Source organism: Methanococcus maripaludis C5 (assembly GCF_000016125.1).
GTDB classification, from domain to species: domain Archaea; phylum AGJL01; class Methanococci; order Methanococcales; family Methanococcaceae; genus Methanococcus; species Methanococcus maripaludis_D.
Genome location: NC_009135.1, coordinates 750,116 through 763,319, shown reverse-complemented (window position 1 = coordinate 763,319; position 13,204 = coordinate 750,116). Strand labels below are relative to the sequence as shown.

Here is a 13,204-nt window from a genome sequence, read left to right as displayed (position 1 = left end):
TAAAAATTATTTTCTGTTTCGTTCTATATCGTATATTTTCTTCACATCATCTAATGTATTAATGTCATTTATAGATTTGTCTTCCCTTATCTGAACAACTCTTGGAAAACGTAGGGCATAACCCATTTCGTATTTTTCAGAGGTTTGAATTTCTTCATATGTTACTTCAAGTACTATTTTAGGTTCTAAAATTACTTCTTCGCCTAAATCTTCAATTTTTATTTCATTAACTATTTTTGTAAGTCTTTCAAGATCGTCCTCGGTAAGCCCACTTCCAACGTTTCCAATAACGTGTAAATTACTTTCATCATCTTTTACAGAAATTTCATATGAGCCATACCAGTCTTTTCTTTTTCCCATTCCAATTTTTGCACGAGTTACAACCACATCAAGATTTTCCAATGTTGGTTTAACTTTATACATTGTTTTAACCCTACTTCCTGGTGTATATGGTGCATCAGGATTTTTAATCATGACCCCTTCATGTCCAATACTCAAACTCCAGTTAAAAAATTCTTTTGCAAGGTTTGGATCATCGCTATTTAATTTAAATGACGAAAACAGCATTTTTTTGGACAAAATCTCTTTTTCAATTTTTTCTAGTTCAGTATCCCAATCATTTGTTCCAAATAATTTTTCTAAGATTTCTCGTCTATTTCTTAGTGGGGTATCGATTAAACCTCGGTTGTAATATAAAACATCGAAAAAGTATATTCTTAAAGCTATTTTTTCCGCCATTTTGTTGATATCGTACTTTCGCCTGAACCTTCTTAAAATGTCCTGAAAAGGCCTTGGTTTTCCAGAAGATAAGTCCATTGCAACACATTCCCCCTCTAAAATGATGTTGTCAATATCTATTTTTTTAATCTCTTCAACGAGTTCGGGAACTGAATTTGTAATGTCTTCAAGCCTTCTACTGTATATCTTTACTTCGCCATTTGATTTATGCACTTGAACTCTTGCACCATCGTATTTTGTTTCAAATTGGGGTATTTTAGTTTCGATTATCGCATCTTCAATTGAGGGGGTTAACTGTGCAAGCATCGGTTTTATTGGCCTGAATACTTTTAAATGTAATTCTGAATCGTTTTCAATGTCTGAACCAGAAATCAACTTTTCGCCCAAAAGTCCGATATCGTTTGTAACAGCATATATTTTTTCGACATTTTCCTTGTTAACATTGAAATAATTTGAAAATGAGGCCAAAATTGTTGGAATGTTCATTCCAATTCTCATATCTTCTAAAATAAGCCTTGAAATATATCTTGATTCAACAGGATTTGCTAAAATTAGTAGATTTGAAATTATTCTTATTTTCTTTTTTTGAGATGAATTTCCTTCAATTTCTGAGAGTTTTTTTAATGTGGAGTACATTTCTTCAAGAGTTAGTGGCTGGCTGAATAAGGACACCTGTTTTATATTTGAACTTAAATTTTCAACAGCAGTTCCAATATCTCCAGTCTTTTTAATTTCTGCTTTTAAATCTTTTTCAGAAATTCCTGTGGTTTTCACTGCTTCAAGTAATAAATTTGGCCCAATTCCGATTTCTTTATTTTCAAATTCCGCAAAAACTCTTCCAATTGTAATTTGTGATACTTGTTTTAAATTTTCAGGTTTTCCATTAGTTTTGATAAAATCGATTAATTCAACAAAATAGTCTGTTTTTTCAAGCCTTTTCGTAGTTTTTTCAATTTTATCAAGAATTTTACAAAAATCATTAAAAAGCATTATTACACCTTAAAAGTAAAAAAAATAATTATTTTAAATTAACTTCAATAACAATTCCGTCTTCAGATTCAATCAGTTCTTTTTCGGGAGTTTCTGACTTATTTTCCCCTGTAACGGGGGGAATTTCTTCTTCAGGTTCGTTAGAATAATCGGGATCATTTAGATATTTTTCCATATTCATTACATAATCTAAAGAATCACTAAAATCGTCAACAGCCTGAGAAACTGTTTCAATAGCTTCTTCTTTTGAATTATTGCCCGAAATATTTTCAGTATTGTTTACAACTTTTTCTGAAAGTTCTAATGTGGAGTCCGCATAGTCAAAATAAGTATCAGTAAATGAATCTGTAGTATCCAGTAGTTTGGAATCCGTAATCGTTTTCATTCCAACCATCACTATCATCAAAACTGCAAAAACTGAGATAAGTATTTTCAGATGTTTTAACATTTTTTCACACAGATTTTTATTATTTTAATTTAACCTTCTTTTAACGGCTTCAGAATGATTAAATAATCCTTCTGCTTCTGCAAGGGTAGTTACTATATCCCCGATTTTATTTAATCCTTCTTTTGTTAATTCCTGAACTGTTGGCTTTTTGATAAATGTTTCAACGCTGAGTCCGGAATACATTTTTGCGCATGCTGACGTTGGAAGAACGTGGTTTGTGCCACTTGCATAATCTCCAACTGGAACTGGCGCATAATTTCCTAAAAAGATACTTCCAGCATTTTCAATTGAATTTAACACTTTTCTTGGATTTTTCGTCATTATTTCTAAATGCTCTGGAGCGTAATTATTTGAAAGTTTAATACATTCCTCAATTGACCCTGTAACGATTGCAGAATTTAAAATTGATTTTTCAATGATTTCCGTTCTTTTAGCAGTTTTCATTTCCATTAAAATTCTTTCTTTAATTTTTTCTGCTTTTTCTTCTGAAGTAACGGTTATTATACATGATGCATTCGGGTCATGTTCAGCCTGAGCCAAAAAGTCCATTGCAACATATTCTTCATTCGAAGACTCATCACACATAATAAGAACTTCTGAAGGACCTGCTGGAAAATCTATTGAAACTTCCCCATAAACCAATTTTTTAGCGGCAGTTACAAAGATATTTCCCGGTCCAACGATAATATCTACTTTTGGAATAGATTCTGTACCGTATGCAAGAGCGCCAATTGCCTGTGCACCGCCAATTTTGTATATTTCATCCACCTTTGCAATGTCTGAAGCAACAAGCGTTGCAGGGTTTCCTTCAGTTCCATTTGGTGGGGATGTTACAACAACTTTTTTTACACCCGCAACTTTTGCAGGGGTTACGGTCATTAAAACGGTAGATGGATAAAATGCTCTTCCCCCTGGAACATAGCATCCAGCCTTTTCAATAGATCTGATGATCTGTCCCGCTTTAATTCCGTCCTTTTCAACTTCCCATTCAGTTAAATTTTTAAATTGAATTTCGTGAAATTCTTTAATATTCATGTAAGCTTTTTCGAGGGATTCAACTATTTTTGAATCGATTTTTTCATACGCTTTATCAATTTCTTCGGAAGTTACCTTGAAATTATCAATGTCTACGCCGTCAAATTTTTTAGTGTATTCTTTTATCGCATTATCCCCATTTTTTTGAACATTTTCTAAAATTTCGCTTACAGTCGGTAAAATCCCTGAAATATTTGTTTTATTCCTGTTAATTATAATATCTAGGTCTTTTTCGTTTAATTCGGATATTTTTTTGACTATCATAAACCACACCAATCATTGAACCTCGATAAGAGCAATTTTTTCACAAACTCGTTCAATTAGTTTTCCGTGAAGGTTAATTTCAAAAACTTCTCTTATCTTTTTTTCTTTTTCATCATTCAATTCAAGAACGCTGTCATCAACCAATCCTTTAACGATGTCTTTAATCTGTTCAAAAGTTTTTTCATCGCCACATACAACGCAAATATTTCCTTTTCTTGCACCGAGTACTTTTATCGCATTCGATATTTGTTTTTGGCCTGATGCACGAAGCAAGATTTCCATCCAGATATTTTTTGATATGTTATTTTTTGTTTTCGCTTGATATATGCTATGCAAAATATGTGTTTTTGTAGCTATTAGGTCTGCATTTATTATTTGGAATTCAAGGCCCATTTTAAAAATTTCATCAGGGACCTTTGCATCTCTAATGCCTTTTATTATCATAATTTCGCTCTTGTTTTACTTTAAAAACATTCAAAACCTGAATTTTGAGAGTAGTTATAATGTTATATTTTAGTATACCTTTATATTTCTTTTATAAGTACCTATTTTAAAATCTATTCCATAAATCAATGTCTGGAAGTTTTTAGCATCAAATATCAAATTTTATATATAAAATTGAACTTAAATCTCATGCATTGTATAAAATTTAAAGAAAAGGGAAAAATCATGAAAGTTATTTTAGTTGGCGCAGGTCCTGGTGACGAAGGATTGATTACATTAAAAGGCGTTGAAGCAATAAAAAATGCCGATGTAATTGTTTATGATGATTTAATTGGGGAAAAACTTTTAAAATACGCTAAAGAGAATTCTGAACTCATTTATGTTGGAAAAAGAAAGGGAAAACATTCATACAAACAGGAAGAAATAAACGAAATTTTAGTCAATAAAGCAAAAGAAGACAAAAATGTTGTAAGACTTAAAGGTGGAGACTCCTTTGTATTTGGACGGGGCGGTGAAGAAGTACTCGCTTTAAAAGAAGAGGGAATAGACTACGAAATGATTCCGGGAATCACTTCTTCAATTTCAGTTCCAGAAATTTTTGGAATTCCAGTAACTCACAGAAAAGTTGCGACATCATTTACTGTTGTAACAGGTCATGAAGCAGGAGACAAGACTGAAAACGAAATGCAAGTTAAATTAAGCGAATTAAATGCAGATACAATTGTAATACTTATGGGAATTACAACACTCGAAAAACACGTAAAAGAATTATTGAAAAATCCAAAAAGAAATGAAAATACGCCAGTTGCAATTTTAATGGATGGAACAAGAGAAAATCAAAGAATGGTTAAAGGAACACTGTCAGACATTGTCAAAATAGCAAAATTGGAAAATGTATGCCCTCCAGGAATTATTTTGGTTGGAAATGTTGTAAATGTACTTTAAAAATAATAAGAACTTATAAAAAGTAATACGATATATGGAATTTATCAGCATAACTGGTGAAAACTTGAACGAAGACTACCAAAAAACAGTTGAATTTCACGGTCACGAATGCCCAGGGGTTACAATTGGATACAGGGTTTCAAAATATGTACTTGATCACTACCCTAGATCAGAAGATGAACAGCTTGTTGCAATAGTTGAAAATAACTCTTGCAGTATTGATGGAATACAGCAGATGCTTGGATGTACCTTTGGAAAAGGAAATTTGAAATTTAGGGATAACGGAAAGCACGTTTACACTTTTTATTCAAGAGACAACAACAAAGCTCTCAGAATTTATTTGAAATACGATCTTTCTAAAAAAGTTGGAACATTTAATAAAAAATTCAATGAAGGAACTTTAACTGCAGATGAAGAAAAACAAATGTTTGAACGAAGAAAAGAAGCTATAAAACATCTTTTGGAGGCTCCTGAAGAAGAATTATTTGACATAACTTGGGTAGAAATTGAAGAACCATCAAAAGCAAGACTTTATCCTTCACTTACTTGTGATAACTGTGGAGAAACATTCATGGAAATTAAGGGGCGAACAATCGATGGTAAAATCGTCTGTAAAGAATGTTTCCAAAAATTAGTCCATTAAATTATATATTTATTTTTTTATTCCTCTAAAAATTTTGAAATTAATGAAATATTATAAAAAATTTTGTCTTATATAATAATAAGCCAAAATTAAAATAACAACAAACAACGGAAATATATAATTTGTAATAATTCGATTTTCAGCGTTTTTTAATCTTTTCTTTTTTGAAATTATTTTCTTATTTATGTATTGAATGGATTCAGAACGAGATTTTGTAGATTCATTCGAATCCTTGATTTTTTTATTAACTTCTTCTTTCAAGTCTTGAATTTCCTTTTTAATCTGAAAATACTCTGAAATAGATCCCATAGTTATTCCCCCGATATATGGTAATAATATATTGTCACCTAAAATATTAATACCTTTTAGATCATTTAAAAAGTACACTAATTTTTCAAAAAAAAGATAATAATGGTTTATTCGCGATTTAAGTATTCATACGTGAATGCAGCAACTATTGCACCGATAATTGGCCCAATAATATATATCGGGAAATAATACCATAGATTTAATCCATAAATACTGTCTATCAAATATGGTCCAAAAGTTCTTGCTGGATTTAATGAAGCGCCTGCAATATTTCCTGTTGTTGTAATTATGGCACCAACTGTTAAACCAATTACGAGTCCTGCAAATCCATCCGGAGCCCGTTTATCAACAGCAACCCCCAGTATGACAAACATTAACAGAAATGTTCCGATAAATTCTGCAAGTATTGCCTGAAAGTAGCTTATTCCTGCAAATGGCGCGGTAGCTCCGAGTCCCCCTATCGTCACAGAATCAAGTCCAATACATGTAAAGAACAGTATGGAACCTATTGCAGCACCAATTAACTGGGCGATAATATACGGAATTACATCTTTTGTAGGGAATTTTTTAACTGCCCAGAGTCCGACAGTTACTGCTGGGTTGATGTGTGCTCCAGAAACACGCCCCATAGAATAGATTACTGCAGCAATAGCAAGTGCAAAAGCAAATCCAATTGCAAACCAATCTCCAAGTCCGCCGAGTAGTCCAATTCCGGCCGACCCAGTACTGTTTGCAATCATCAACGTCATTGCAGCAGCACCGGGTCCGAAAAATACCAAAATACCTGTTCCAAGGCCTTCAGCAATCATTCTTTTTAATAGGCTCATTTTTTACCCTCCTGAAATGCATTATAACAGGGTATACAGAGCATTCTTGGAATGGTTTTTTTCAACTTTTCAGCTGGAAATGGATATCCTCCTTCCCAATGGTCGATTTCTTCACGTACTACATGATTCATACAAACTCCCATTCCACAGACAATACATGAGGCAACTGCATCAGTATCTTTTCCTTCCAATTTACACAAATAACACTTCATTTTTTCCCTCCTTTAAAAATGAAGAATAAATAGTTAGATAGCTTCTTTATACTGGCAGTACTGGTGTCTAAAGTCCACCAAACATGCTGTTGCACAGTCTTTACAAACTCTTGCAGGTGCTCCAGGAGTTTCTTTATGTAGTGAAATAATGTTTGTCATGAGTGTTGCAGTTACAGGTTCACTTGTTAACAGGCATGGATAGTCTGCAAGCCTCATCAATGCTGAAAATCTAACTGTTATTGCACATGCAGGGTATGCATATCTTTGCGGGTTCATTATGACTTCATTTTTGAAAATTGGGTCAAGATCTACCTTGAAATTGCCTATTTTTGGAGTTATTGGATCATTGCTTCCGTTTTTAACTCTTCTAGCTTTGTCAATTAATTTCCAACCCCTATATATCATATCCATGAAGTCATGGTTGTGAAGTTCTGCAGCAGCCCCCCTTGTTGGGTAGAGCTGTACGTAGTTATGGAACCTTTTAGTCAGTAAATCCACAACTGTTGGTGCATTAAATCCGTCTAATTCAAGTATACATTCAGTTGCAGCCGCAGTCGATCCTGTTGCAAGGGATAATATTTCATATTCACTTTTGAAGTTATTTACATTGGATTTCAGAGTATTATCCATTACACTTGAAACTGCTTCAATTACTGACATAATAACGTCGTCTTTACACATGTTAAATGTGGATTGTGCAATGTGGTGTGCAATGTCTCCAACGCAGTATGCTGGAACAGTTACAATGTTTCCATAGTGAACTTCTGAGTCCATTGCATCAAGTACTGCATTTTCCATTTTCTTTTTGTATTCTGCCATGTATTTCCTAACATCAAAACTTTCATGGCCTAAACCATCCATAAGTTTTGCCTGAGCATCAATTGGTTTATCGTAAATGAATTTTATCATTTCAATTTCTTCATTTACTGCATCAGTTAGTGATTTTCCAGCTTCAACAGCAGTCGCGAATTTTTCCCCAAACCCATATGATGTATTCATTCCCCAAGATTTTGAAGCTAAAATTGCCTGTTTATGCTCAAGAGGAATATCTACATTTTTAAGAATCCTGTTTACAATGTTACTCGTGCTTCCAGGGATTAATGCAAAGTCTACAACGCAAGTAGGCCCATAAAAACCACCGTATCTACGAAGAACTTCTCTTCCAATAAGTGCTTCTGATTTTTCAATAGTTTGAATAAATTTTTCAACGCTTTTTCTAAACTCTGGATCTTCTTTGTAGAGTATTTCAAGTATTGCTGGAGTCTGGTAGTGTTCAACGAATGGATCGTCTTCAGGCCTTACTGTTTTTGTAAGGTCGCACAAAACATCGAAGTGTGTATTGATCGAATCTTTATGCAATGCGATTACTGATGGATCCTGATCTCCAACTGCTTCCATTTTATTTGCAACATCTACGTATCCTTTAGCATGTTTTATCTTAAAATCATGCCCTCTTTTTTCCTTAATTATGTTAACATCCGCCCATTGTGCAGCCATTGCTTCATTAACCATTTTTGAATATATTTCTTCCATATCAAATCCCCCTCATTGATTGGATATTAAGGCTTAGGCGTTAAATCGAGGTGATAACTAAATTTAAAGCTCCCCCACCTAATTATTTGCCATATAAAATTATGAAAATAGCCCATTATATGCCTTTTCAAAGAAAATAAAAAAACTTATAATTTCCCGTATTTTTTAATATACTGATCATTTTGATCGTATTTTCATAGCCTTAAAAATAATAAAATATATATAGTATAGCAGTAGTGTGATATTAAGACACTACAATAAACAATATTTAATCGATAACAAAAATTTAAAAATGATTCGACCCAAAATCAAATGAATTTACACGGGTGGTAATTTGGTAGTTTGCCAAAGAGAATTTACAAATTTATATTTTAAGCATACCTATCCGCAGTACTGGAACCGTATAATCGAAAAATATGGTTTAAAACCAGTTAATACAAATGAATTTACAACTTTATCCCCTCACAGGTTTATCGGAATTTTAGGAGATTTTATCTCAAAAAATATCACAACAGGGCCATGTCTCTTAACGCATCAGGAAATTAAAAGTTTAAATTCTAACACATCTGAAGAAGAAGTTTTAAAAATGCTTATGAGACACCCGACACTTGAGGACTATGTTTCAATTGCCATTGAAACTAACCAAGATTTTGAAACTAATGTAATAATTGAAACTTACGAGTACGCTAAATTAATCGAATATAAAACAAAAATCAGTTTTGAAGATGCATTAGAACTTACTAAAAAATCAGCCGAGAATCTTATAAGTTATTATACTAAAAAGCTGCCAAATACTGTGAATTATCATTTAACTCATAAAAATTCGGAAGACACCCGTTTGAGAGAATTATCTTCAGAATTTAAAACATATTTTTTAAATAACGCAAATTTATCAAAAAAAGCAAAAGAAATTATCAAAGAAAATCCTGAAGAAAGCACATGGCTTAGAATTAAAGTGTCATTTCTTCCAGAATTTATAAAAAAAGATGAATCAACGATAATTGAGCCTGCTTCAAGTATCGAAGGAATGATTCATGCATCAATTCTTTCAAATTCTTCCGGAATTATTACAAGAAGCCCACAAACACTGAATAATAAACCTATAATGAATGAAGGACTTGAAAATGAGATATTATATCTAAACAATAATATTTTAGAAGAATTAAAAAAATTAAGCCTTCCAAAAACTAAAAAAACCCAATATGGGTGTCCCGCATACAATATCTTTGCATTTTTAGATACTGACGATATCTCAAAAATCGAGATAAATTGTAACGACGAAAACATCGAAACTTGTGTTTTCAATTTGAAAGAAAAACTCGAATCATTCAAACCATAAATTGATTTAAAGACGATATTTAATATTTTATACTATTTTATATATTTTTAAAGAGAAATTGTTATTGAGAACAACAGGTGGTTTGATGGTATACGATTTAATTATTATAGGGGGCGGTCCAGCGGGACTTACTGCAGGAATATACGCAATGAGGGCAAAATTAAGTACTTTGTGCCTAGAAAAAGAAAATGAAGGCGGAAAAATTGCAGAAGCAGGGGTCGTTGAAAATTATCCTGGTTTTGAATCAATAAAAGGTTTTGAACTGGCACAGAAATTTTCAGAACATGCAAAACAATTCGAACTTCCAATAATCCACGAAGAAGTTGAAAAAATAGATACTTCTTCAAAACCATTCAAAGTAATTACGAAAAACGAACAGTACGAAGCAAAATCGATAGTAATTGCGTCAGGAAGCCGCTACAAAAAGCCCGGATTAAATGAAGACGATTTTATGGGAAAAGGAGTCTGTTACTGTGTAATGTGTGATGCTTTCTTCTTTTTAAATAAGGAAGTAATCGTACTTGGAAGGGGCACTTCTGCAATAATGGCAGCATATAATTTAAAAGATATTGCCAAAAAAATAACGATAGTTACTGATAGGCCCGAATTAAAGGCAGTCGAACGAATAATGGAAGACCGAATGAACTTAATGAACAACCTTGAAATAGTTCTCAATGCAGAACCAATCGAGATTGTTGGAGAAGAAAAAGCAGAAGGCGTTAAAGTTTCGATAAATGGAAAAAAAGAGATAATTTCCGCGGATGGAATATTTATAAGCTTTGGATACGTTCCAAATACGGAATTTTTGGAAAAAAGCGATATAAAACTTAATAAAAGAAAATTCATAGAAATAGATAAAAACTGCAAAACAAGTGCGGATGGAATTTATGCCTGCGGGGACGTTACGGGTGGAATTTTACAGGTTTCAAAGGCAGTTGGTGAAGGAGTCACTGCATTTACCGGTGCTTTGAGTAGCATTCAAAAAGAATAATATTTTTTGAAGAATTTTTTAATTTTTATATTGACTTATTTTTTAGTCGCTGTTTTTTTAGCAGGTGCTTTCTTGGCAGCTGTTTTTTTAGTTGTAGTCTTTTTTGGGGCTGTTTTCTTCGTGGTTTTTGGTTTTGTTTCTTCCTTCTTTTCCGCCTTAGTTTCTTTTGCATTATCGTCTTTTTTCTTTTCTATTTTTTCAGTGTGTCTACATTTTGGGTAATTGCTGCATCCAATAAATTCTCCAAATCGCCCTCTTCTTTTATAGAGGTCGCTTCCACATTTTGGACATTTTCCAACGATTTCTTTTTCATTGGATTCTCCATTTAATTTTTCCGTATATTTACATTTTGGGTAATTTTCGCAGCCTCTGAAAACTCCATAAGGTCCCTTTTTAATTAAAAGCTTGCCACCACATTTTGGACATATTTTTTCTTCTTTTTCAGCTCTTTCAATTTCTTTTTTATCTTCTTCTGAAATTCTCGTGGTACAGTCTGGATTTACACAAATTTTTAATCTATCAAGCCCAATTACTGGATTCTGGCATTTTTCGCAGACTTCGTTTAGAACTTTAATTCTTCCTTTTTGAGGTAGTGGGAATGTAACGTCACAGTCTGGGTAATTACTACATCCAACAAATCTTTTTTTACCCTTTGTGCGGATGATAATCATGTCTCCGCCACATTTACATTTTCCAATGATTTGTAAAGACCGGTTTGTCGAATCGAGTTTATCCACAAGTTCGTTTCCGATTTCTTTTTCTTTTAAACGGAATTCTCCAAGGATTTTTGTAAGCTTGGTTTCTGTTTCTTTTATAACGTCTTCCTTTTTGATTTTTTTATCCTGAATAAGCTCTAATTTATCTTCAAGATCTCTTGTAAGTGTTTCTTCAACAATTTCAGGACAGTACTTTCTCAAAGTTTCTGTAACTCCAATTCCAAGATCAGTAACAGTTAAAGAACCATCTTCAATCACATAACCACGTTTGGTTAGTTTTTCAAGAATGTCTGCTCTCGTTGCCTTTGTCCCAAGTTTTCTTTTTTCAAGTTCCTTGATAATTGAAGCCATTGTGTATCTTTTTGGAGGCTTCGTCTCTTTTGCTTCGAAGTTAATATTATTTACATTTATAACGTCTTTTTTCTTCAATTCTGGAAGTTCCACTTCATCAAATTTAGTGTAGTAGTATATTTCGTGCCATCCTTCTTCAACGGTTCTTGAACCACTTAATTTGAATATTTCGCCGTTTATATCGAGGTTGATTTTTGAATATTCCCTTTTAGCGTTATCCCAGTAAAGTGCAATTGTTCGTCTTGCAATAAGTTCGTACAATTTTAATTCATCATCAGGAAGTTTTTCCTTTGGAACGTCCACTGCGTGTACTGCAGGGTGTGCAGGGTCGTCTTTTTTACCTGAAATTGGTTTTCTGTTTTCACTTAAAATTTTTTCAATATATGGTTTGTAATCTTTATTTTTTGAAAGATTTTTCAGGATTTCGTCCATGTACGCTTTATCATCAGGAAGTTTTTGGGAGCTGGTTCTCGGGTATGAACAGTATCCTTTTTCATACAATTTTTGCGCAATTTCCTGCGTTCTTTTAGGTGAAAATCTAAACATATTGTGTGCTTCTCTTTGGAGTGCACCTAAATCGAAAGGCGGATTTGGGGGAATGCTTTTCATTGTTTTTTTAACATCTGAAACTGTCGCCTGCTTTTGATCTTTTACTTTTTCAAAAGCGTTATTTGCTTCTTCTTCATCCCAGAATTTTTCAAGCTCGTGAATTGCAATTAATTCATTATCCAAGAGAGCTTCAAGCACCCAGTACGGTGTTGGAACGAAATTTCTAATTTCTAATTCTTTATCTACTAAAAAAGCAAGTGCTGGACCTTGAACCCTACCTGTACTGAGGGTTTTCCATCGTTTAACAGAACTAACTGCCTGCATAAGTGCTCTTGAAACATTTATACCAAAATACCAGTCGATTTTGTGTCGGCTGTCTCCTGCATCAACAAGCCCAAAATCAATTTCATTTGGATTTTCATAAGCTTTTGCAATTTCTTTCTTTGTTAAACTTGAAAATCTTAATCTGTGAGCGTTTTTTTGACCGCATGTGAAGTTTAATGCATGGTACCCAATTAATTCCCCTTCGATATCCCAGTCCGTCGCAACGTAAAATTTGTTTGCGCCTTTTGAGACTTTTTTCAGTGCATCGATGTATTTTTGAATGTATTTTTTTTCATCGAGCGTAGATGCTGGAACCCATTGAATATCGTAAACAGGGTAATCTCCAAATTTAGTTTTGGTTTTTTCTTGTAGCGTATAGAGGTGACCTACTGCTGAAGCTACAACTATGGTTTCTCCCTGTCTTTCCAACTCGTAGTACGGTACTGAATTGTGGGATTTTTTCTTTGGTTTCCCAAGGGCTTCTGCAATTTTTTTAGCAACGTTTGGTTTCTCACAGATAATTAGTCCAGTCATATTTTTCACGTT

General features: G+C 33.2%; 13 protein-coding genes. 4 read left to right on the top strand and 9 right to left on the bottom strand.

Annotation, left to right across the window (positions count from 1 at the left end):
* Window positions 1-6 precede the first annotated feature (6 nt).
* The 4 genes from MMARC5_RS04000 to cgi121 are packed head-to-tail and all read right to left on the bottom strand — an operon-like array spanning window position 7 to window position 3,919.
* Window positions 7-1,728 (bottom strand): ATP-dependent DNA ligase, encoded by a 1,722-nt coding sequence (locus MMARC5_RS04000; protein ID WP_011868557.1) that lies wholly within the window; start codon window positions 1,726-1,728, stop codon window positions 7-9.
* 28 nt (window positions 1,729-1,756) lie between these two features.
* Entirely contained in the window at window positions 1,757-2,176 is a 420-nt protein-coding gene (locus tag MMARC5_RS03995) for a hypothetical protein (protein ID WP_011868556.1), read from the bottom strand.
* Window positions 2,177-2,200: 24 nt separating this feature from the next.
* Window positions 2,201-3,475: a histidinol dehydrogenase gene (gene hisD, locus MMARC5_RS03990; protein ID WP_011868555.1), complete on the bottom strand. Its 1,275-nt coding sequence runs from the start codon at window positions 3,473-3,475 to the stop codon at window positions 2,201-2,203.
* A gap of 12 nt (window positions 3,476-3,487) precedes the next feature.
* Entirely contained in the window at window positions 3,488-3,919 is a 432-nt protein-coding gene (cgi121, locus tag MMARC5_RS03985) for a KEOPS complex subunit Cgi121 (protein ID WP_011868554.1), read from the bottom strand.
* Between the two features lie 225 nt (window positions 3,920-4,144).
* Between cgi121 and cobA the strand changes: the two genes are divergently transcribed.
* Together cobA and MMARC5_RS03975 are read left to right on the top strand one after the other, a co-directional pair.
* The gene (gene cobA, locus MMARC5_RS03980; RefSeq protein ID WP_011868553.1) at window positions 4,145-4,864 is read left to right on the top strand and encodes a uroporphyrinogen-III C-methyltransferase; all 720 of its coding nucleotides are present in this window, start codon (window positions 4,145-4,147) and stop codon (window positions 4,862-4,864) included.
* Between the two features lie 64 nt (window positions 4,865-4,928).
* Complete coding sequence (locus MMARC5_RS03975; protein WP_048058457.1) at window positions 4,929-5,507, top strand: FmdE family protein; 579 nt, start codon at window positions 4,929-4,931, stop codon at window positions 5,505-5,507.
* 51 nt (window positions 5,508-5,558) lie between these two features.
* Here MMARC5_RS03975 and MMARC5_RS03970 read toward each other — a convergent pair whose 3' ends face one another.
* The 4 genes from MMARC5_RS03970 to MMARC5_RS03955 all read right to left on the bottom strand — a co-directional run bounded on the left by MMARC5_RS03970 (window position 5,559) and on the right by MMARC5_RS03955 (window position 8,388).
* Complete coding sequence (locus MMARC5_RS03970) at window positions 5,559-5,816, bottom strand: hypothetical protein (RefSeq protein WP_048058456.1); 258 nt, start codon at window positions 5,814-5,816, stop codon at window positions 5,559-5,561.
* 107 nt (window positions 5,817-5,923) lie between these two features.
* Window positions 5,924-6,643: an MIP/aquaporin family protein gene (locus tag MMARC5_RS03965; RefSeq protein WP_011868550.1), complete on the bottom strand. Its 720-nt coding sequence runs from the start codon at window positions 6,641-6,643 to the stop codon at window positions 5,924-5,926.
* Window positions 6,640-6,855: a DUF2180 family protein gene (locus MMARC5_RS03960; RefSeq protein WP_011868549.1), complete on the bottom strand. Its 216-nt coding sequence runs from the start codon at window positions 6,853-6,855 to the stop codon at window positions 6,640-6,642. Before MMARC5_RS03960 ends, MMARC5_RS03965 begins: the two co-directional genes overlap by 4 nt.
* A 33-nt stretch (window positions 6,856-6,888) precedes the next feature.
* Window positions 6,889-8,388, bottom strand: coding sequence for a DUF2193 domain-containing protein (locus MMARC5_RS03955; protein ID WP_011868548.1), 1,500 nt, complete (start codon window positions 8,386-8,388; stop codon window positions 6,889-6,891).
* 334 nt (window positions 8,389-8,722) lie between these two features.
* On the opposite strand from MMARC5_RS03955, the gene MMARC5_RS03950 reads away from it, so the two are divergent.
* Both MMARC5_RS03950 and trxR read left to right on the top strand, forming a co-directional pair.
* A complete protein-coding gene (locus tag MMARC5_RS03950) occupies window positions 8,723-9,727 on the top strand; it encodes a hypothetical protein (protein WP_011868547.1) in 1,005 nt (334 codons plus the stop codon).
* A gap of 85 nt (window positions 9,728-9,812) precedes the next feature.
* A complete protein-coding gene (gene trxR / locus MMARC5_RS03945) occupies window positions 9,813-10,718 on the top strand; it encodes a F420-dependent thioredoxin reductase (protein ID WP_011868546.1) in 906 nt (301 codons plus the stop codon).
* A gap of 35 nt (window positions 10,719-10,753) precedes the next feature.
* Here the strand turns inward: trxR and topA are convergent, their stop codons facing one another.
* Entirely contained in the window at window positions 10,754-13,192 is a 2,439-nt protein-coding gene (gene topA / locus MMARC5_RS03940; RefSeq protein ID WP_011868545.1) for a DNA topoisomerase I, read from the bottom strand.
* Window positions 13,193-13,204 lie beyond the last annotated feature (12 nt).